This is a genomic window from Lactobacillus delbrueckii subsp. bulgaricus (assembly GCF_046938665.1).
Taxonomy (GTDB): Bacteria; Bacillota; Bacilli; order Lactobacillales; family Lactobacillaceae; genus Lactobacillus; species Lactobacillus delbrueckii_C.
In genome coordinates this window covers 202307-223253 of record NZ_JBKZCD010000002.1, presented here as the reverse complement: position 1 = coordinate 223253, position 20947 = coordinate 202307, and the positions used below count along the sequence as shown (strand labels likewise).

The following is a 20947-nucleotide window of genomic DNA, read 5'->3' as shown; positions in this document are numbered from 1 at the left end:
AGAATAATGAAAGTAGCAATTTTTGCATCCGGCAACGGAACTAACTATGAAGTTCTGGCCGAACATTTTCAAAAGGGCGACCTGCCCGGCGACCTTGCCCTGCTTTTTTGTGATCACCCGGACGCTCCGGTGATCAAGCGGGCAGAAAAATTTCACACACCGGTAGTGACTTTTACGGTTAAGTCCTGCGGCGGCAAGCAAAAGTACGAAGAAAAGATCCTTCAGGTCTTAAAGGACTACCAAATCGACTTTATTGCCCTGGCTGGCTACATGCGGGTGATCGGGCCAACGATTTTGAATGAATATGAAGGCAGAATCGTCAACCTTCACCCGGCTTATTTGCCGGCTTACCCAGGCCTGCACTCAATTGAACGGGCCTTTGCCGACCACCCGGCTGAAACCGGGGTAACGGTTCACTATATTGACTCTGGCCTGGACTCTGGTCCGGCCATTGCCCAAAAGCACGTGCCGATCTATGACGACGACACGGTTGATACTCTGGAAGCAAGAATTCACGAATGTGAACACCACCTGTATCCGGAAGCCTTGAGAAAAGCTTTGCTGAAATTTGAAGAGGAGAACAAATAAATGAAGCGTGCACTTGTAAGTGTTTCAGACAAGACCAACTTGGTTCCTTTCGTCAAGGGCCTGGTGGCCAATGATTACGAAATCGTGTCAACTGGCGGTACCAAGCGCGTTTTGGACGAAGCCGGCATCCCAACTATTTCAGTTGAAGATGTGACTGGCTTCCCGGAAATCCTTGACGGCCGGGTCAAAACCTTGAACCCCTACATCCATGGCGGCCTCCTGGCCCGGCGGGAATTGCCGGAACACGTGGCAACCTTGAAGGAACACAAGATTACGCCAATCGACCTGGTTTGCGTTAACCTCTACCCATTCAAGCAGACTATTGAAAAGCCTGACGTGACCCTGGCTGAAGCCATCGAAAACATTGACATCGGCGGCCCAAGCATGGTACGGTCAGCTTCCAAGAACTACCGCGATGTAACGATCGTGGTTGACCAGGCTGACTACGACCAGGTTTTGGCTGAAATTGAAAAAGACGGCTCGACCAGCCTGGAAACCCGTGCTAAGTTAGCGGCTAAGGCCTTCCGCCTGACGGCTTCATACGATGCCTTGATTTCCCAATACCTAACTGAAAAGGCCGGCGAAACTGCTCCGGAAAAGCTGACTTTGACTTACGACTTAAAGGAAGCCATGCGCTACGGGGAAAACAGCCACCAAAAGGCCTGGCTCTACGAAGACGCCCTGCCAAAGGCCTTCTCAGTTTTGCAGGCTGAACAATTAAACGGCAAGCAGCTGTCCTACAACAATATCAAGGATGCTGACGAAGCCTTGAGATGCGTCCGCGAATTCAGCAAGCCAACTGTCGTGGCCATGAAGCACATGAACCCATGCGGGATCGGCCAAGGGGATACTTTGGAAGAAGCCTGGGACCGGGCTTACGCAGCTGACCCTGTATCAATTTTTGGCGGGGTAATTGCCTTGAACCGGAAGGTTGACCTGGCAACTGCTGAAAAGATGCACAAGATCTTCCTGGAAATTATCATCGCGCCAGACTACGATGAAGATGCTTTGGCTGCCTTGAAGACCAAGAAGAAGAACCTCCGGATCCTCAAGCTGGACTTCAGCAAGAAGGACGAAGCAAGCAGCAAGGAAACTGTATCCGTCATGGGCGGCTTGCTGGTGCAAGACCAGGATGTTCTGGACGAAGACTTCGCTGACTGGGAATGCGTAACTGAAGCCAAGCCAACGCAAGAGCAGCTGGAAACTCTCCTCTTTGCCTGGAAGGCAGTCAAGCACACCAAGTCCAACGCGATTGTTGTCGCTAACAATGAACGCACCCTGGGCGTTGGGGCCGGCCAGCCAAACCGGATCGACTCTGAAAAGATTGCCATCGACCACGCGGCAGAAGCCCTGGACGACCGGGCAGTTATCGCCAGCGATGCCTTCTTCCCGTTCAGCGACTGCGTTGAATACGCCGGCAAGCACGGCATCAAGGCTATTGTGCAGCCAGGCGGGTCTGTCCGTGACCAGGAATCCATCGACATGGCCAACAAGTACGGCATTGCCATGGTCTTCACTGGCGTCCGTCACTTTAGACACTAAAAGGGCTGATAAAAAATGAAAAACAAGCTGAAAATTTTAGTAGTTGGGTCTGGCGGCCGGGAATTCGCCGTCGCCCGCGCTTTGAAGAAGAGCCCGCACGTTGCTGAAGTCTTCTGCGCGCCGGGCAACTCCGGCATGGCCGCGATCGGCGTTAAAGCTACCGGCATTGCGGAAGACGACTTCAAGGCCTTGAAGGACTTTGCTATTAAAGAAGATATTGCCTGGACCTTTGTGGGTCCAGAAGATGCCTTGGTAGCCGGGATTGTTGACTACTTCCACGCTTTTGACTTGAAGATCTTCGGGCCAAATGCCAGAGCAGCCCAATTGGAAGGGTCAAAAGACTATGCTCTGCAGTTCATGGAAAAATACCAGGTGCCGCACCCGCGTTATGAAACCTTCCAGAGTGCAGAAACTGCCATTACTGCCTTGTCAGACTTTGGCCTGCCAGTCGTTTTGAAAGAAGACGGCCTGGCCGGCGGGAAAGGCGTGGTCATCGCTGAAGACCAGGAAACGGCGGAAAGTACTTTGACGGAAATGTTTGCCAAGGGGCAAAAGCAGGTAGTTCTTGAAGAATTCCTGACTGGCCCGGAATACTCCGTCTTTGCCGTTATGCAGGGGGGCAATTACCGCCTCCTGCCTCTGGCTCAGGACCACAAGCGGGCCTATGACGGTGACAAGGGGCCGAACACCGGCGGGATGGGGTCATACAGCCCGGTTCCGCAATTGAGCCAGGCTGAATACCAGGAAATCGTTGACCAGTTGGTTGAACCGACGGCCAAGGGGCTTCTCGCTGGCGGCTATGACTACCACGGCGTTTTGTACCTGGGACTCATGATGACTAAGCAGGGGCCGAAAATGATCGAATACAATGTCCGCCTGGGTGACCCGGAAACGGAAGTTGTTTTGCCGCGCTTGAAGAGCGACTTTGCGGAACTGGTTGCTGCCTGCGTAAACGATGAGGAAATGCCAGCCGTTGAAGAAAAGGATGAGGCAGTCCTCGGCGTCATTTTGGCCGCTGAAGGCTATCCGAAGAAGCCGCTTAAGGGGCAAAAACTGGGCCAATTGCCAGCTGAAGACGGTATTTTCGTTGACTATGCCAACGTAACCGGCCCGGCTGATGATTTAGCCGGCAGCGGCGGCCGGATCTTGATGGTCCGGGCTGAGGCAGCTGACTTAAAAGAAGCCCAAGAACACGTTTATGCCTACCTGGCCAAGCGGGATATCCCGCAGACTTTCTACCGGCGCGATATCGGCTACCGGGCAACCGGCAAGCGCTTTTAAACTGGAAAAAAGGAGCCAATCGCTCCTTTTTCTTTTGCCCAAAATAAAAATTAAACAAAAATGATAAATGAGCTTGACATTAAGGAGAAAGTTAAATAAAATAAAAGCAACTTAAAATTAAAAGGAGCTGAGAATTATGAAATGCCAAATGTGTCAACAAATGAATAATGCCATGCTGTTCTCAGCTGCCGTCATTACTCTCTTGCAAATTATGTAGAGCTCTGAGTGAGCTCTTCTTCGTCTGCATTTGTGAGTGAGCTCAATGATCCGGATTAAGAGTCTTCACTCACTGGATGAGTGAAGGCTTTTTAATTTAGGTTTAAGCGTTAAAAACAGAAGTTGAAGTCTAATGTATTTAATTGAAATGGGGAAAACCATCATGAATTTTAAGAAAGCTTTCGGCGTAGCCGCCGCAACTATGATGTCCGCCGCAGCCCTGACTGGCTGTGCAACCGCCAAGACCAGCTCAACTGCTGGCAACAAGTCCAGCGACAATACGATCAGAATCGGGGTTAACCTGGAACTTTCCGGTGCAGTTGCCAGCTACGGTCAGCAAGAAAAGAAGGGTGTCGTATTAGCCGCCCAGGAAATCAACAAGAAGGGCGTGAAGATCGGCGGCAAGACTTATAAGGTTAAGCTGTATATCAGCGACAACAAGTCATCCACTTCAACCGCAGCTTCAGTAGCCGCTCAAATGGCCAACAGCGACAAGATCGTTGCCCAAGTCGGCCCGGCAGCTACGGCTTACGCGACTGCTTCAATCGCCAACCTGACCAAGGCGGGCGTGCCAATGGTTGGTCCATCAGCAACCGCTGCTGAATTCACCCAAACCAAGAGCGGACAAACGCAAAAGTACGCTTTCCGTGCTTGCTTCATCGACCCATTCCAAGGTAAGAAGGCAGCGGACTTTATGTACAACACTTTAAAGAAGAAGAGCGTGGCCATCATGGCTGACAACTCAACTGACTACGGTACTGGTCTGACCAAGTCCTTCACCAAGGAATTCAAGAAGCTGGGCGGTAAGGTCGTTACTACTCAATACTTCCAGTCAGGTGACAAGGACTTCAACTCAACCCTGACCACGATCAAGGGCAAGAAGCCAGACGCCCTCTACCTGCCAGGCTACTACACTGAAATCGGTCTGGTCCTCAAGCAGGCCCGGGAAATGGGCTTAAACGTTCCAGTTGTTGGGGCTGACGGGATGGGCTCACCAAAGCTTGCTCAAATCGCTGGCAACAAGAACGCAACCAACGTTTACTACACTACCCACTTCTCAACCAAGTCCAAGGAACCAGAAGTTGTCAAGTTCCTGAAGGCCTACAAGGCTAAGTACGGTGAAGAACCAGCAACCTTCAGCTCCCTGGCATACGACTCAGTTTACATGATTGTCGACGCAGCCAAGAACGAAGGCGAAGTATCTTCAAGCGCTATCCAAAAGGGTCTGGCAAACCTGAAGAACTTCAAGGGCGTAACTGGGAACATCACCATGGACTCCAAGCACAACCCACAAAAGTCAGTCGTTGTTGAACAAATGACTAACGGCAAGATCAACAAGGCTTACACGGTTAAGTAATTAATTCAGCCGGTAATGCCACAGGCAAGTCAAGGAGGTTTTAAACTTGCAAACATTTTTCCAGCAATTGATAAATGGGCTCTCCCTCGGCAGCATTTATGCTTTGCTGGCTTTGGGATACATGATCGTTTACGGGATCTCAAAGCTGCTTAACTTCGCCCACGGGGACGTCTACATGCTAGGTGCTTACTGGGGTTACTATACGATCAACTACCTGCACTTTGGCTTTATCACCGCCTTGATCACGGCTATGATTGTCTGTGGCCTGGCCGGCGTGATTATTGAAGCAGTTGCCTACCGGCCTTTGAGAAACGCACCCCGGGTGGCAGCCTTGATTACGGCCATCGGCGTGTCCTTTTTCCTTGAAAACGGGATGTCCTACCTGGTTACTTCAGACACGCGGAACTTCCCGCAGGTTATCAAGCGGAAGACTTTTGACCTGGGCGGGGTGACGATTTCCAACATCCAGCTGATCATCCTGGTTACGACCTTGATCTTGATGCTGGGCTTGATGTACATCATCAACTACACCAAGACCGGGCGGGCCATGCGGTCAGTTTCAACTGACTACGACGCAGCCAGCTTGATGGGGATCAACATCAACCACACGGTTTCAATTACTTTCGCCCTGGGCAGTGCCCTGGCTGGGGCAGCCGGCGTTTTGATTGGCTTGTACTACAACTCAATCGACCCATTGATGGGGATGACGCCAGGGATCAAGGCCTTCGTTGCCGCCGTGCTCGGCGGGATCGGGTCCATCCCAGGCGCGGCTGTCGGCGGCTTCTTGATCGGTCTTCTGGAAACGGCCGTCCAGGCCATGGGCTTCTCAGCCTTCAGAGACGCGGCCGTCTACATCGTTTTGATTGTTATCTTGCTTGTTCTGCCGGGCGGTCTGTTTGGCAAGAAGCAAGTTGAAAAGGTTTAGGAGGAAGAAGTCAGATGAAGAAAAACTGGAAATACAATCTTTGCTGGCTGCTCCTCATGGTGGCAGGCTTTTACCTGATCAACACCTTGATGCTGACTGGCGTGATCAATACCTTCATTGAAAACATGCTGGTAACGATTGGGATCAACATCATTTTGGCTGTCGGGCTGAACCTGGTCATCGGCTTTTCAGGACAATTCTCTTTGGGCCACGCCGGCTTCATGGCCCTGGGGGCATACGCTACCGGGATTATGACCCAGACGATGAACACGGCAGGGGGCTTTTACCTGTCAATATTGGTCGGGGTGGTCATTTCAATTATCGTAGCCTTGCTAGTCGGTATTCCAACCCTGCGCCTGCATGGTGACTACTTCGCCATCGCGACGATGGGGGCAGCGGAAATCATCAGAATCGTGATCAACAACATGAAGATCACCAACGGGGCAGCTGGTTTGTTCAACATTCCCCAGTTCGCGACCTGGGATGTGGTTTACATCTTTGTTTGCTTGACCACGATCGTGACTGTCAACTTCATTCACAGCCGGGACGGCCGGGCGGTTATCTCCATCCGGGAAAACGAAATCGCGGCTGAAGCCATGGGGGTCAACACGACTAAGTGGAAGTTGTCAGCCTTCGTTTTAGGCGCGGCAACGGCAGCCATCGCCGGCTCCCTGTACGCTTCTTACCTACAGACGATCGTGCCATCCAGCTTCGGGATCATGGAATCAATCAATATCTTGATCTTCGTGGTTCTTGGCGGCTTGGGCAGCATTACCGGGACCTTCGTGGCCACGACCCTCTTGGGCGTTTTGGACGCGGCCCTGCAAAGCCTGGGCGTTTTGCGGATGGTCTTCTACGCGGTTGCCTTGATCATCATCATGATCTTCAAGCCAGGCGGTCTGTTTGGCAAGTGGGAATTCTCTTTCAAGCGCCTGTTGACGAAAAAGCAAGACGGCGACATGAAAGAAGCCGGAAAAGAAAGCAAGTAGTGAGGAGGAACTGAAATGACAGATGCTTTAAACGCGGACCACATCACCAAAGTCTTTGGCGGTTTGACCGCGGTCGACGATGTTTCTCTGCACGTGGGCGAAAAAGAACTGGTTGCCTTGATCGGTCCTAACGGGGCCGGGAAGACCACCTTCTTCAACTGCCTTACCGGGGTGGCACCAGCTACCACCGGGACGGTGAAGATCGGCGGCCAGGAAGTCAAGAAAAATACCAAGGCCTACAAGGTGGCCCAGATGGGGATTTCCAGAACCTTCCAGAACATCCGCCTCTTCGGCCAGTTGTCCGTTTTGGAAAATGTCTTGATCGCCTTGACCAATCATTATAAGGAAAACTTCCTGACGGCAGTTCTCCGCCTTCCTGCTTACTATAAGACGGAAGAAGCCATGGAAGAGCGGGCCAAGGAACTTTTGAAGGACTTTGACCTGGAAGATGTCATGTACTTCCCGGCCGGCAGTCTCCCATACGGGACCCAGCGGCGGGTGGAAATCGTCCGGGCCCTGGCTACGGAGCCCAAGATCATCTGCTTGGATGAACCAGCCGCGGGGATGAACCCGGAAGAAACGGCTGACTTGACCAGATTGATCAAGCGCCTGCAGACTGAATACGGGATTGCCGTTCTCTTGATTGAACACGACATGTCCCTGGTCATGAACCTGGCGGAAAGAATCTATGTGTTAGCCGAAGGCAAGCTGCTGGCTAAGGGGACGCCAAGTGAAATCCAAAATGACGAAGCCGTTATCAACGCTTACCTCGGAGGTGGAGCAGATGTCTAAAGAAATTTTGAAAGTCGACCAGCTCTCAGTCAATTACGGGGCAATCAAGGCGGTCCGCGATGTCAGCTTCAACATTAAAGAGGGCGAAATCGTCACCTTGATCGGGGCCAACGGGGCCGGCAAATCGACTATTTTGAAGACTATCTCCGGTCTTTTGAAGCCGGCTAATGGCGAAATCGTCTTTCTGGGCCAATCCCTGGCTAAGTTGACCGCGCCTAAGATCGTGGCTGCCGGGGTTTCCCAGGTACCAGAAGGCCGGCGGATTTTTGCCGGGATGACGGTTAAGGAAAACCTGCAGCTGGGTGCCTACCTCAGAAGAGACAAGGACGGGGTGGAAAAGGACATGGAAGCCATGTTCAAACGCTTCCCGATCTTGAAGGAACGGCAAAAGCAAGACGCCGCCACTCTTTCCGGCGGGGAACAGCAGATGCTGGCCATGGCCCGGGCCTTGATGGCGCGGCCGAAGCTGCTCTTGCTGGATGAACCATCTATGGGTTTGGCGCCGATCTACATCCAGGAAATTTTTGACATTATTAAAAGCATCAATAAGGAAGGCATGACTGTCCTCTTGATTGAACAAAACGCCCGGCAGGCCCTCAGCATTGCCAACCGGGGCTATGTTTTGGCCTCTGGCGAAGTCAAGATGACAGGCAGCGGGCAGGACCTGCTCAGCGACCCGGCCGTGCAAAAGGCCTACCTTGGTGGTTAAAAAGAATAACCTTCGAAATTGGGAAACTAATTTCGAAGGTTATTTTTCTTCATTTTTTCCCTGCTAGGAAAAGGCTGATCCTTCGGGTATAATTAGTTTTAGATTAAGAAAATCGTTAATAATGAAATGAGATTTAATACAAATAGGAGGAAAAAGATGGCGGGATTCAACACTCGGCTGGTCCACCAGCCCCGGCAAGACGACAATCAAACCGGGGCTGTTGCCGTGCCGGTTTACAAGGCGACCACTTTTGCCTACCCAAAAATCGGGGCGCAAGTAAAGTATGACTACTCTCGGTCAGGCAACCCGACCAGAAATGCCGTTGAAGAACAGCTGGCCAGCTTAGAGGGCGGCGACCGGGCCTTTGTTTTTGCCAGCGGGATGGCGGCGATTCACGCGGCTTTGGCAATTTTTACAGCTGGGGACCATATTGTCATCGGTGACCAAATTTATGGGGGCACCTTCCGAATCGTCTACCAGTACTTCAAAGACCGGGGCCTGGAATTTACGGCAGTTGACACCCGGGATTTGGCGGCAGTAGAAAAAGCCATCCAGGCTAATACCAAGGCAATCTATTTTGAGCCGGTGACTAATCCGCTCTTGCAGGTGACCCCAGTTTCCGGGATTGCCCAATTAGCCCATGAGCACGGCATCTTGGCTATTACCGACAACACCTTCCTCAGCCCCTATCTTTTGCGGCCGCTTGAATACGGGGCAGACCTGGTCGTTCACAGCGCCACCAAGTACCTGGCCGGCCATTCGGATGTCAGTGCCGGGGCCGTCATTGCCAAGGGAGAGGAGCTGGCTGACCGGGTCTACTTTGTGCAAAATGCCATTGGAGGGATTTTGTCGCCGGAAGATTCCAATGAGCTGGCCCGGGGGATCAAGACCTTGTCGCTGCGCTTAGACCGGCAGATGGAAAATGTTGAAGCGATTATCGGATTTTTGAAAAAACAGGCTGGGATCACCAAGATTTACTATCCAGGTGATCCGGACCTAGCCGGCTATGATGACCTGCGCAAAGAGGCCAAGGGGGCGGGCGGGGTCTTCTCCTGTGAACTGGACAACGATATTTATGACCCGGTAGTTTTTGTCAACAGTCTGAATCTGTTCAGCCTGGCAGTAAGCTTAGGGGCGGTTGAAAGCCTGGTCGAACTGCCAAGCAAGATGAGCCATGCCGAACTGTCAGAAGAAGAACAGCTGGCCGCCGGCATCAAGCCGGGCCTTATCCGCTTTGCCGTGGGCATTGAAGACGCGGCGGACTTAATCACTGACATTGACCAGGCCCTGGCCAAAGCTAAAAGATAATGGATTTGAGGAAATGGAGAAAAAGATGACAGAAAAAGATACCCGGTCTTTTGAGACCATCGTGGCGGAAGCCGGCAGCATTAAAGACGGAGCCAATCCGGTTGCCCAGCCCCTGTACTTGTCGGCCTGTTACCGCCACCCGGACTTAGACCAGGCGGTCAACTTTGACCGCTTGCAGGGCTTCACCTATTCCCGGGTGGAAACCCCCAACCGGAAAACCGTGGAAGAGACCCTGGCCAAGCTGGAAGAAGGCTATCAAGGCTTTGCTGTAGCCAGCGGGATGGCTGCTGTCCAGCTGGTCTTGAGCGTTTTGAAGACCGGGGATGAAGTGGTCAGCTTAGACGACCTTTACGGTGGCGACTTCCGCTACTTCCGCCACCTGGAAGACCACTTCCAGATCAAGTTCAAGCTCTGGAACGGGGAAAGTTTGGATAATTTGCAGGGACTTTTGACGCCAAAGACCAAGCTGGTTTGGCTGGAAACCCCGTCCAACCCGATGATGAAGAGCGTGGACATCCAGGCCGTGGCTGATGCCGTTCATGACTACAATCCTGAGATCCTGGTGGCCGTTGACAATACTTTTTACACGCCATATTACCAAAAGCCGCTGACCCAAGGGGCAGACGTGGTCATTCACTCAGCCACCAAGTACCTGGGCGGGCACAACGACATTTTAGGCGGGATCGTGGTGGTCAAGGATCCGGTTTTGGCCGACTTTTACTTCCAGTACACCATTACTGTTGGCGACACTATGTCCGCCTTTGACAGCTGGCTTTTGACCAGAAGCTTGAAGACTCTTCCTTTAAGAATGCAGCAGCACACGGCTAGCGCGAAAAAGATCGTTTCCTTCCTGGAGCAGGCACCGCACGTGGAAAAAGTCCTCTATCCGGGCAAGGCGGGGATGATCTCCTTTTATTTAGACAGCGACGAAGAAGTCGACCGGGTTCTCAAGAGCGTCAAGCTGATTACTTTCGCGGAAAGCTTGGGCGGGGCAGAAAGCCTCTTGACCATTCCTTACTACCAGACCCATGACGATGTTGCAGAAGACCAGCGCCTCAGGCTGGGAATTACGCCGCGGCTTTTGCGGCTCTCAGTGGGCCTGGAAAACGCGGACGACTTGATTGCCGACCTGGCCCAGGCCTTGGGGGAATAAGATAAATAAAAACAAGTTCCAGAAGTCGGAACTTGTTTTTGCTTATTTCCAGGTCTGCTCGTAGACCTCTTCTTTAAAGCCGCAGGTTAAGTGCTGGTCATCAACGACCAGGGGGCGCTTGATCAGCTTGCCGTCTTTAGACAAGAGATCAGCGGCTTCTTCTATAGTCATGTCTGGCAACTTGTCTTTCAGGCCCATTTGCCGGTAGTGCTGGCCGCTGGTGTTGAAAAAGTAGCGCAGGCCGCGGTCCTGGTACTTGGTCAGCCAGGACAAGAGCAGGTCTTTTTCCGGCGGAGTTTCCACCAGGTCCTGGAAATCATAGCTGATTCCTTGGTCGTCAAACCACTTCTGGGCCTTCCGGGAAGTGGAGCAGCGTTTGTATCCATAGAATTTTGGCATGTTTTTCCCTCGATTTCTTCCTTACTAAATTATCTCTTTTGAGTTTAACGCAAAAAATCTGGCAAAAACAGGAATTTGCCTGGCAAAAGACTTGAGCAAGGCGGGCAAAGCGTGCTATACTAACAGAGTTGCAATTTGAGTGATACCTCGATTCTGCAACCGCGCAGATAAGGTTGACAAGCCTGCTTTGGGCAGCACCTTTGATGGCGAGTCTAAGTAATTTTATACGGAGGTGTACTAATGTACGCAGTTATTAAGACCGGTGGCAAGCAATACAAGGTTGCCGAAGGCGAAAGTATCTTCGTTGAAAAGCTTGACGTACAAGCTGGCGAAGAAGTTGTTTTTGACCAAGTTATCCTGGTAGCTAATGGTGACGACGTTAAGGTTGGTACTCCATTAGTTGAAGGTGCTAAGGTAGTTGCTAGTGTTGACAAGCAAGGCAAGGAAAAGAAGGTTGTAACTTTCAAGTACAAGCCAAAGAAGCACTCACATTCTAAGTACGGTCACCGTCAACCTTACACCAAGGTTACTGTTAAGAGCATCGAAGCTTAGTAAGAGGTGAACACTATGATGATGAACATTCTTTCAAACGCAAAGTTACTCGCCCACCACAAGGGTGGTGGTTCAACTGCCAACGGTCGTAACTCAGCTGGTCGTCGTTTGGGCGCAAAGCGTGCCGACGGTCAAGAAGTACACGCTGGCTCAATCATCTACCGTCAACGTGGTACTAAGATCCACCCAGGCAAGAACGTTGGCCGCGGTGGCGACGACACTTTGTTCGCATTGACTAACGGTGTTGTTAAGTTCGAACGTCTTGGCAAGTACAAGAAGCAAGTTTCTGTTTTGCCAGTAGAAGACGCTGAATAATCAAGCCGGCAAAGGAGCAGACAGCCCAGCTGCCTGCTTTTTTCTTGCCCTTTTTCCAGGGAAAGCATGTTTAAATCCTTGATCTTTTGTATAATAAAAGCATCATGAACAAAAGCTTAAAAGCTGCAGAAAAGGATGGTGCTTATGAGCAAGAACAATGAATTGTTAAGTCTGTTGACCAGACGGATCAAGGAAACTGCTGACTTGATCAAGGACAAGGACGCGGATGCCCTCTTGGTTTTCAACCGGGCAAATTACCGCTACTTGACCAATTTTACTGGTGAAGAAGCCCAGCTGATCATTACTAAAAACGGGGACCGGGTGCTCCTGTCAGACTCCCGCTTTGCCCCGCAAATCGAAGCCCAGGCATTGGGTGAACTGAAGGTAGTCATGAAGCATGGCCACGAAGCAGCCGAAATCGCGGCAGAAGTCAAGAAGCTGGGGGTCAGGAAACTCTTAGTCGAAGCAGAATTTGTTTCTGCTTATGAATATGACGCGATCAAATCCCAGTTGCCAGATGTTGACCTGGTGATGGCCGCTGAAATCGTTGAACGGGTCCGCAATGTCAAGGATGACCTGGAACTGGCCACTCTTAAAAAGGCTGTTGAAATCTCAGAAAGAGCCTTTGAAGAAGTTCTGCCAATGCTTAAGCCAGGTGCCAAGGAAAGAGACGTGGGCGCCAAGCTCGACTACCTCTTCAAGCTCTACGGCGGCGACGGCCCGGGCTATGACTCAATTATCGCTTCTGGTCCCCGTTCTTCCTGGGCCCACGGGGTGGCCAGCGACCGCTTGATGCAAGAGCACGAACTGGTCGTAATTGACGCGGCCGCTTCATATAACGGCTACACCGCCGACATTACCAGAACCTACGCTTTGGGCAGCGTGGAAGACGAACTGGAGAAGATCTACAAGATCGTTCTGGAAGCGCAAAAGCGGGGGATTGCCGCCGCTGTTGCCGGGGCAACTGGCAAGGACGTTGACCAGGCAGCCCGGGGCTACATCAATGACGCCGGCTACGGGCAATACTTCGGCCATGGGATTGGCCACGGGATCGGCCTAGAAATCCATGAAATGTGCCAGCCGGAATTTTTGTTCAGCCAGACGACCCTGGAAAACGGGATCGTGCACACGGTTGAACCAGGCATCTACCTGCCGCAAGGCGGGGTCCGGATCGAAGATGACATTCTGGTTAATGGCGACACTCCGGAAGTTTTGTCCACTTTGCCAAAGGACGAACTCATTCACCTGTAAGATTATTTTTATGGTAAAATTTAGTGTTTATTGGTACAATTTAAGATGTAGAAATGGGGGATTTACCAGATGACAATGATTTCTGTTAATGAATTCAAGAACGGCCTCACGATCGAATACAACAACGACCTGTGGCGTATCGTTGAATTCCAGCACGTTAAGCCAGGTAAGGGCAGTGCCTTCGTTCGTTCAAAGCTGAAGAGCTTGCGGACTGGCGCCGTTCAAGAATACACTTTCCGTTCAACTGCCAAGGTTGAAACGGCTGACATTCAAACCCGGCAAATGCAATACCTTTACAACGACGGTTCAAGCTATGTCTTCATGGACACGGCAACTTACGAGCAATTGGAAGTGCCGAACGCTCAGATCGACCAGGAAGCCAAGTACCTGAAGGAAAACATGATTGTGAACATTATTTCCCACAATGGTGAAACCTTGGGTCTGGACCTGCCAAACACGGTTGACCTGGAAGTCGTTGAAACCGAACCAGGCATCCGCGGCGATACCTCATCAGGTGGTGGTAAGCCAGCTACGATGGAAACCGGTTTGGTTGTCACTGTGCCATTCTTTATCAATGTTGGTGACGTGCTGACGATCAATACTAGTGACGGTTCATACGTATCACGTTCTAAGTAGTAATTTTCGAGGTGGAAAAATGGCTGATAATTCAACAATCGTTTTAAGCGGCAATGATGAGGGCGATCAAATCAAGATCGACCTGCAGGTACTCGAAGTCATTCTGGGCATTTCAGCTCAGAAGGTTGACGGCGTTGCCGGGATGCGCGGTGGCTTGAAGTCAGGCTTGAGCCGTGTCTTTGGCCGCGAGGATCGGGGCAAGGGAGTTGCCGTCTCAGTTGATGAAGACGGCGAACTGACGGCTGACGTTTACGTATATCTCAAGTACGGCGTCAACGTGCCAGCTGTTGCGGGCAAGATTCAAGAAGCTCTGAAGCAGCAACTGACTCAGATGACGGATATGAATTTGAAGTCCATTGATGTTCATGTCGTTGGTCTCGTCTTCCCTGAAGATGAAAAGAACTTTGAAGATGCTGATCAACCATTATTCCCCGATCAAGAAGAAGATAAGTAATGAATCAACACGATAGTCGAAGAATTGCACTGCAAGCCATTTATCTGTACAACCAGGATCCCAGCTTGACGGCCAGTGAATTGGAAAACAATGTCAAGTCCGCTTTGGACTTGGATACTTTGCCGGCCTACAGCCAGGAACTGGTCAGCGGCGTGATCGACAAGCAGGCTGAACTGCGTGACAAGCTTTCCGCCAACTTGAAGCAAGGCTGGCGCTTGGAGCGGCTGAGCAAGACCAGCTTGGCGATTTTGGAAGTAGCCCTGTATGAAATGCTGTACAGCCCGGTTATTGAAGACCGGTCAGCCATCAACGAGGCTTTGAACTTGTGTGACGAGTTTGATGATCCGAAGTCAAAGGCCTTCATCAATGGCATATTGGCAAACTTTGTGCAAGAATAATCTTTAAGCCGGCGTTTCGCCGGCTTTTTTTCTTAAGGAGGCAGTTTTGGGAGAAATTTTAGACGGGAAGAAGCTGGCCCGGGAATTAGGGGAAAAGTTAGGCAGTGAAGTGGCTTCCTTAAAAGAGCATGGGGTCAGTCCCAAGCTCTGCGTCATCAATATTGGCGATGATCCGGCCAGCAAGGTCTATGTCGCCTCCAAGAAGCGGAAGGCTGAGAAGCTGGGCATCAAGCAGGTAGTTTATCAATTGCCGGCTGATGAAAGCGAAGAGGATGTCTTAAAGTTGATCGACAGCTTGAACGCGGACCCGGAAGTTTCCAGCCTGATGGTCCAGTTGCCGGTTCCCCCGCAGATCAATGCTGACCGGATTATTGAAAGAATCGATCCGGAGAAGGACGTTGACTGCCTGACTCCGGCCAATATCGGCCGCCTCTGGCAGGGCAAGCACTTCGTCGAACCAGCCACGGCTGCCGGCATCATTGCCCTTTTGGACCACTACCAAATCGACTTGACTGGCAAGAATGCCGTGATCGTCGGCCGGTCAAACATTGTTGGCAAGCCCCTGGCCGCCTTGATGCTGGAAAGAAACGCTTCTGTCTCAATCCTGCACTCCCGCAGCCGGAACTTGGCTGACTTGACCAAGCGGGCCGACATCCTGGTCTGCGCGGTCGGCAAGGCGGAAATGATCAAGGCAGACATGGTTAAAGAAGGGGCGGTCGTGATCGATGTAGGCATCAACCGGGTGGACGGCTGCTTGGTCGGTGACGTTGATTTTGCCCCCGTTAAAGAAAAGGCCAGCTGGATCACGCCTGTGCCCGGCGGGGTTGGTCCTTTGACGGTAGAGTTTTTAATGGAAGAAGTCATTAAATTGACGAGGAGACAGCATGGACTCGATTAAGGGGACGGACGAAAAGTACCTGACTGTCAGTGAATTAAATTGGTACGTTAAGCAGAAATTTGACCGGGATCCCTACCTGCGGCAAATTTTTCTCCAAGGGGAATTGTCGAATTTCCGCTTCCGGAGAGGTGGTCACCAGTACTTTTCTTTAAAAGACGACAAGTCTAAAATCAATGTGGTGATGTTCCGCGGAGACTTTGACAAGGTCAAGTTCGAGCCGGAAGAAGGAATGAAGGTCTACGTGACCGGCCGCCTGTCAACTTATGAAGCCCAGGGCAGCTACCAATTTTATGCCAAAAGCATGGAACCGGCCGGCCTTGGTGCCTTGTATGAACGCTTTAGGCAGCTGCAGGAGAAGCTGGCTAAAGAAGGCCTCTTTGCCCAAGAGCACAAGCGCCCTCTGCCCCTTTTTCCAGATAAGATCGCGGTTGTGACTTCAGCCTCCGGGGCGGTCATCCACGACATCATGGTAACGGCTAACCGCCGCTTCCCGCACGCTGAAATTGACCTTTTCCCGGCCCAGGTGCAAGGGGAAAGCGCGGCTGGCAGCTTGGTTTCTGCTATGCAGCAGATCCAAGCCCGGGCAGATGAATATGACGTGCTCATTATCGGCCGGGGGGGCGGGTCTTTAGAAGACCTGTGGCCTTTTAACGAAGAAGAAGTGGTCCGGCAGGTTTATGCCATGAAGATGCCGGTGATTTCATCAGTTGGTCACGAAACAGACACCACCCTCTGTGACCTGGCAGCTGACTGCCGGGCGGCTACGCCAACGGCAGCCGCTGAAATGGCGACGCCGGCCCTGACCCAGGTCCTGGCTGAAATTGGCCAGCTGCAGACCCGGCTTTTGACCGACATCCGGGCCGTGATCCAGGTCCGGGCCCAGGCCCTGGCCCAGCTGGAGAATTCTTTTATCATGAAAGAGCCCCAGCGCCTCTATGAGCAGAAGATGCAGCAGGTCGACCAATTGTCCCAGCAGCTGAGCCGGATGATGGAAGTAATTGTCAAAGACCAGGGACAAAAGCTCAGCCTTTTGACCCAGCGTCTCCAGCACCAGGCCCCAGACCGGAGAATCAAGCAGCTTAAGCAGGAAAACAGCTACCTGGCCAAGAGCCTGGAAATGGGGATCAAGCGGATTCTGGAACAAAAGCAGGCTGCCTGCCGGCAGGCCGTCCAGCAGCTGGACGACTACAGTCCTTTAAAGACCCTGGCCCGGGGCTACAGCTACACGACTGACGCGAGCGGCAACGTGGTCAAGTCAGTTCAGCAATTGGCTCCAGGCGACCAGGTTCGCCTGCACTTAAAGGATGGCCAGGCCATCGGCCGGATTGAAGAGATTAAGGAAGAAAAAAATGACTGAGAAGAATAATTTTGAAAGCCAGCTCAAGGAGCTGCAGGAAATCGTTGGCCAGCTGGAAAATGGCCAGTTGTCACTGGAAGAATCATTGGCCCAGTTCCAGACCGGGGTCAAGCTGAGCCGGGAATTGAAGCAGGAATTGACCAAGGCGGAAAACACCGTGGCCAAGTTGATCGAGTCTGATGGCAGCGAGAAGGAACTTGATCCAACCGATGCCTCAGCACCAAAGGAATAAAGCCATGACAACTTTTAAAGAATTTCAAGCTAAGTACACGCCAATCATCAATGATTTTTTAGCAGGGCAACTGGCAAAAGAAAGCGATGACCCCCGTTTTGCTGAAATCATGGCTTATTCAGTCATGGCTGGGGGTAAGCGCCTGCGGCCTTTGCTCTTTTTGGCAACTTTAGACGCCTTGGGCATTGAGATCACCGAAAAAGAAGTCCAGGCCGCCTGCGGGATTGAATTGATCCATACCTATTCTTTGATCCACGATGACCTGCCGGCCATGGACAATGACGATTACCGGCGGGGGGAATTGACCAGCCACAAGAAATGGGGCGAAGCTGAAGCTATTTTGGCCGGGGATGCCCTCCAGCCTTTAGGTATCCAGTGGATTGCCCAGGCTGAACACAACTGGAAACTGGTCGAGATCATTACTGAAGCTGTGGGTCCAAAGGGGATGGTAGCTGGCCAATACTTAGACATCGACACCACCAACAATGAAGACAGCAGTGAAGAAGTGATTGACCACATGGAATGGCTGAAGACCGGCTGCTTGATTTTGGCCAGCGTTCAGATGGCCACGGCATTAGCTGCTTGCCCTGACCAGCAGGCCCAAAAGTACCTGGCCTTTGCCAAGCACTTTGGCCGCTCTTACCAGCTCTATGACGACCTGGTAGACATCGTTGAAAGCCAGGAAGAAGCGGGCAAGGCGACCCACAAGGACCAGGAAGTGGGCAAGAACAACAGCTTGACCATGCTGGGAGCAGAGGCAACCAGAAATGAACTCAAGCAGCTGATTGAAAAGGGCAAGGCTGACCTGGCCGGGGAAAAGGCGGAAGTTTTGCTGGGCTTTTTGGATTTGTATCAGAAGGTACTGTAATGGCAAGTAAAGAACGCGCGGACGTATTATTGGCCGCCAAGGGAATTTTTAACTCCAGAACTCAGGCCCAAAGAGCCATCATGGCGGGTCTTGTAACTGACCACAACCACCAGCGGATCGATAAGGCCGGGGAGAAGTTTCCCGTTGACGAGGAGTTTTTCATAAAAAAAGACAAGCTCAAGTATGTTTCCCGGGGCGGTTTCAAATTGGAAAAGGCGGTCAAGGTCTGGAACATTGACTTAAAAGACAAGGTCTGCTTGGATATCGGAGCTTCAACTGGCGGCTTTACCGACGTGGCCCTGCAAAACGGGGCCAAGCTGGTCTATGCCTTGGACGTGGGCTATAACCAACTGGCCTGGCAGCTGCGGGATGACCCCCGGGTGGTGGTGATGGAGCGGCAGAACTTCCGCTACTCGGTTCCCGCCGACTTTACCGAAGGCCTGCCGGACTTCGCCATGACCGACGTGTCTTTTATTTCCCTGGACTTGATCATGCCGCCGATGTATGAAATCTTGAAAGACCAGGGGGATGCCGTCTGCTTGATCAAGCCCCAGTTTGAGGCTGGTCCGGAAAATGTCGGCAAGCACGGGATCGTCCGGGACCACGCCGTCCACCAGGCCGTGATCGAGCACACCATGGCCAAGGCCCTGGAAATTGGCTTTTCCATTTTGGGCGTTGACTATTCGCCAATTAAGGGCGGCAAGGGGAATATTGAATTTTTGCTTCACTTGAAGAAGGACCAGGCAAATCCAGGGCAGAATCTCTGGTCCGGCTCAGTCAGCGAGCTGGTTGACCGGGCTGCCCAGGGTCTGTAGAAAGGATGCTGTGGGACGCTTATGCTTGTGGAATTGGATATCCAGAATTTTGCTATCATTAAGAGTCTGAAAATCAAGTTTCAGCCGCAAATGACGGTCCTGATCGGGGAAACCGGGGCTGGCAAGTCCATCTTGATCGATGCTTTGTCACTTTTGCTGGGCCACCGGGCCCAAAAAGAAATGGTCCGGTCTGGCCAGAGCAAGGCAGTGGTGACGGGCCTTTTTACCCTGCAAGATGATGAAATGCGGGAAGTTGAACAAATCGCGGCTGACTACGGCCTGCCGATGGACGGCGATGACCTGATCATCAGCCGGGAGATTTCCAGCAAGGGCCGGAACGTCATCCGGATCAACGGGCAACTGACCACCATCACTGCTTTGGCAAAAATTGGTGAGTACCTGGTCGACATCCATGGCCAAAACGACCAGCAGATGCTGATGGACCAAAGCCGGCAGATTGACCTGGTCGATGAATACGCGGGCAAGGATTTTAAGCCCCTTTTAGCCAAGTACCAGGCTGAATACCAGACCTGGCAGAGCCTTAACCAGCGCCTGGAGCACCTGCGCCGGGACAGCCGGGAACTGGCCCAGCGCCAGGACATCCTCCAGTTCCAGGTCGAAGAGTTGACCCAAGCGGATTTGACGGATGAGCAGGAAGACCAGAACTTGGAAGACGAGTTCAACAAGCTGAACAATTACCAGAAGATTGCTGAATCCGCCAACTTCATGATCCAGCTTTTTGACGACGATGAGCATGGCTTAACCAGCCTGCTGGGGGATGCCCAAGGAACGGCAGAAGATTTGGCCGACCTGGACAAGGACTTCAAGAATGTGGCCCAGTCCATTACTGACGGGGTGTATTCGCTGAGCGATGCCCGTTCAGAACTGGGCGACATCATGGACAGCCTGGAATTTGATGAAGAACGCTACCAGTATGTGCAAAACCGCCTGGACCTCTTGAACAACTTGAAGAAGAAGTACGGCCCAAGCCTGGCAGACGTTTTTGACTTCTATGCAAAAGTTTCCAAGGAACTCAGCCAGTTTGAAACTGGTGGCCTTGACGAAGAAGAACTGGTCAAGCAGATCGCGGCAGTTGAGGAAAAAATGTCAGTCATGGCGGCTGACCTCCACCAGGCCAGAGAATCCACCGCCTTGAAGCTGGAAGAAGCGATCAAGCATGAACTGGCTGACCTGTACATGGACAAGGCCCGCTTCTCCATCCGCTTTGCCAAGACTGATAATTTCACGGTCAAGGGGACTGATGACCTGGCCTTCTACATCGCGCCAAACCCAGGCGAAGAGCTGATGCCGATGGTCAAGATCGTTTCCGGCGGGGAACAATCCCGGCTGATCCTGGCCCTAAAGGCTATCTTCTCCCGGGTTGAGCCGGTTGGCACCATGGTCTTTGACGAAATTGACACCGGGGTTTCCGGCCGGGTGGCGGCAGCCATCGGTAAGAAGATGCACGCGATTGCTGGCCAAAAGCAGGTTATCGCCATCACCCACTCCCCGCAGGTAGCGGCCAGCGCCGACCACCGCTTTGCCATCGCCAAGCAGGTTGCAGCCGGTGAGACCTTTACCCAGGTCAAGGAACTTGATGAAGACAGCAGCATCAAGATGATCGCCCAGATGATGGCCGGAGCTAATGTCAGCGAAGCTGCTGAGCAAAACGCGGCCGACCTGATTGCCAGTCAGCGGAAACAAGATTAGAAAATAATTATCAAAAAATAACTCTCTTGCCAAAAGGCAGGAGAGTTTTTTGCATGCTAATCAAGAGAAAAGCTGATTTTTATAGGCAATTACAAGTAAAAAACGTTGACAATGGATAATTGGTATTTTAATATAAATTTAAACATACTCCCAGAAAATATAATGTATTTCTGGACCAGTGTAAAAATCTGCAAGAAAGAGA

Annotated in this window: 23 protein-coding genes and 1 other annotated feature; of the genes, 22 read left to right on the top strand and 1 reads right to left on the bottom strand. The window is 51.9% G+C overall.

The annotated features are described in order from the left end of the window. Positions 1-6: 6 nt before the first annotated feature. From purN to ACLUXO_RS02425, 10 genes are all read left to right on the top strand, one after another. Positions 7-588, top strand: a complete 582-nt coding sequence (gene purN / locus ACLUXO_RS02470; protein WP_412136194.1) for a phosphoribosylglycinamide formyltransferase — start codon at positions 7-9, stop codon at positions 586-588. Further along, on the top strand, positions 589-2130 hold the full coding sequence (gene purH / locus ACLUXO_RS02465; RefSeq protein WP_412136193.1) for a bifunctional phosphoribosylaminoimidazolecarboxamide formyltransferase/IMP cyclohydrolase: 1542 nt from the start codon (positions 589-591) through the stop codon (positions 2128-2130). 15 nt (positions 2131-2145) lie between these two features. Then, entirely contained in the window at positions 2146-3411 is a 1266-nt protein-coding gene (gene purD, locus ACLUXO_RS02460) for a phosphoribosylamine--glycine ligase (RefSeq protein ID WP_412136192.1), read from the top strand. A 379-nt stretch (positions 3412-3790) separates the two neighbouring features. After that, on the top strand, positions 3791-4984 hold the full coding sequence (locus ACLUXO_RS02455; RefSeq protein WP_412136191.1) for an ABC transporter substrate-binding protein: 1194 nt from the start codon (positions 3791-3793) through the stop codon (positions 4982-4984). Between the two features lie 46 nt (positions 4985-5030). After that, the gene (locus ACLUXO_RS02450; protein WP_260268455.1) at positions 5031-5909 is read left to right on the top strand and encodes a branched-chain amino acid ABC transporter permease; all 879 of its coding nucleotides are present in this window, start codon (positions 5031-5033) and stop codon (positions 5907-5909) included. A 14-nt stretch (positions 5910-5923) separates the two neighbouring features. Beyond that, positions 5924-6898 carry a branched-chain amino acid ABC transporter permease gene (locus ACLUXO_RS02445; RefSeq protein ID WP_412136190.1) on the top strand — a complete coding sequence of 325 codons (975 nt, stop codon included), beginning with the start codon at positions 5924-5926 and terminating at the stop codon, positions 6896-6898. Between the two features lie 15 nt (positions 6899-6913). Continuing rightward, the gene (locus ACLUXO_RS02440) at positions 6914-7690 is read left to right on the top strand and encodes an ABC transporter ATP-binding protein (RefSeq protein ID WP_412136189.1); all 777 of its coding nucleotides are present in this window, start codon (positions 6914-6916) and stop codon (positions 7688-7690) included. Further along, the gene (locus ACLUXO_RS02435; protein ID WP_412136188.1) at positions 7683-8399 is read left to right on the top strand and encodes an ABC transporter ATP-binding protein; all 717 of its coding nucleotides are present in this window, start codon (positions 7683-7685) and stop codon (positions 8397-8399) included. The genes ACLUXO_RS02440 and ACLUXO_RS02435 overlap by 8 nt, the downstream gene beginning before the upstream one ends. A 156-nt stretch (positions 8400-8555) precedes the next feature. Continuing rightward, complete coding sequence (locus tag ACLUXO_RS02430) at positions 8556-9707, top strand: trans-sulfuration enzyme family protein (protein WP_412136187.1); 1152 nt, start codon at positions 8556-8558, stop codon at positions 9705-9707. A gap of 25 nt (positions 9708-9732) precedes the next feature. Further along, on the top strand, positions 9733-10860 hold the full coding sequence (locus ACLUXO_RS02425) for a trans-sulfuration enzyme family protein (RefSeq protein WP_412136186.1): 1128 nt from the start codon (positions 9733-9735) through the stop codon (positions 10858-10860). A 42-nt stretch (positions 10861-10902) separates the two neighbouring features. On the opposite strand, the gene ACLUXO_RS02420 is transcribed toward ACLUXO_RS02425, so the two are convergent. Then, entirely contained in the window at positions 10903-11259 is a 357-nt protein-coding gene (locus tag ACLUXO_RS02420) for an arsenate reductase family protein (RefSeq protein WP_270447692.1), read from the bottom strand. A gap of 147 nt (positions 11260-11406) precedes the next feature. Continuing rightward, positions 11407-11483, top strand: a sequence feature (ribosomal protein L21 leader region). Positions 11484-11499: 16 nt separating this feature from the next. Here ACLUXO_RS02420 and rplU point away from each other — a divergent pair. From rplU to recN, 12 genes are all read left to right on the top strand, one after another. Then, the gene (gene rplU / locus ACLUXO_RS02415) at positions 11500-11811 is read left to right on the top strand and encodes a 50S ribosomal protein L21 (protein WP_003618434.1); all 312 of its coding nucleotides are present in this window, start codon (positions 11500-11502) and stop codon (positions 11809-11811) included. A gap of 15 nt (positions 11812-11826) precedes the next feature. Then, complete coding sequence (rpmA, locus tag ACLUXO_RS02410) at positions 11827-12126, top strand: 50S ribosomal protein L27 (protein ID WP_201331855.1); 300 nt, start codon at positions 11827-11829, stop codon at positions 12124-12126. A 144-nt stretch (positions 12127-12270) separates the two neighbouring features. Continuing rightward, positions 12271-13377 (top strand): M24 family metallopeptidase, encoded by a 1107-nt coding sequence (locus tag ACLUXO_RS02405; RefSeq protein WP_412136185.1) that lies wholly within the window; start codon positions 12271-12273, stop codon positions 13375-13377. A 69-nt stretch (positions 13378-13446) separates the two neighbouring features. Beyond that, positions 13447-14013 carry an elongation factor P gene (gene efp, locus ACLUXO_RS02400; RefSeq protein WP_035174949.1) on the top strand — a complete coding sequence of 189 codons (567 nt, stop codon included), beginning with the start codon at positions 13447-13449 and terminating at the stop codon, positions 14011-14013. Positions 14014-14032: 19 nt separating this feature from the next. Continuing rightward, on the top strand, positions 14033-14467 hold the full coding sequence (locus ACLUXO_RS02395; protein ID WP_004560645.1) for an Asp23/Gls24 family envelope stress response protein: 435 nt from the start codon (positions 14033-14035) through the stop codon (positions 14465-14467). Next, positions 14467-14865 (top strand): transcription antitermination factor NusB, encoded by a 399-nt coding sequence (nusB, locus tag ACLUXO_RS02390; RefSeq protein WP_130137568.1) that lies wholly within the window; start codon positions 14467-14469, stop codon positions 14863-14865. The genes ACLUXO_RS02395 and nusB overlap by 1 nt, the downstream gene beginning before the upstream one ends. Before the next feature lie 46 nt (positions 14866-14911). Further along, a complete protein-coding gene (locus ACLUXO_RS02385) occupies positions 14912-15763 on the top strand; it encodes a bifunctional methylenetetrahydrofolate dehydrogenase/methenyltetrahydrofolate cyclohydrolase (RefSeq protein ID WP_412136184.1) in 852 nt (283 codons plus the stop codon). Next, positions 15750-17120, top strand: a complete 1371-nt coding sequence (xseA, locus tag ACLUXO_RS02380) for an exodeoxyribonuclease VII large subunit (RefSeq protein ID WP_412136183.1) — start codon at positions 15750-15752, stop codon at positions 17118-17120. The genes ACLUXO_RS02385 and xseA overlap by 14 nt, the downstream gene beginning before the upstream one ends. Then, entirely contained in the window at positions 17113-17352 is a 240-nt protein-coding gene (locus tag ACLUXO_RS02375; protein WP_002879682.1) for an exodeoxyribonuclease VII small subunit, read from the top strand. The genes xseA and ACLUXO_RS02375 overlap by 8 nt, the downstream gene beginning before the upstream one ends. A 4-nt stretch (positions 17353-17356) precedes the next feature. Further along, positions 17357-18220, top strand: a complete 864-nt coding sequence (locus ACLUXO_RS02370) for a polyprenyl synthetase family protein (RefSeq protein ID WP_412136182.1) — start codon at positions 17357-17359, stop codon at positions 18218-18220. After that, the gene (locus ACLUXO_RS02365; RefSeq protein WP_002879684.1) at positions 18220-19035 is read left to right on the top strand and encodes a TlyA family RNA methyltransferase; all 816 of its coding nucleotides are present in this window, start codon (positions 18220-18222) and stop codon (positions 19033-19035) included. Before ACLUXO_RS02370 ends, ACLUXO_RS02365 begins: the two co-directional genes overlap by 1 nt. Before the next feature lie 21 nt (positions 19036-19056). Then, positions 19057-20745, top strand: coding sequence for a DNA repair protein RecN (gene recN / locus ACLUXO_RS02360; protein ID WP_412136181.1), 1689 nt, complete (start codon positions 19057-19059; stop codon positions 20743-20745). Positions 20746-20947: the final 202 nt, after the last annotated feature.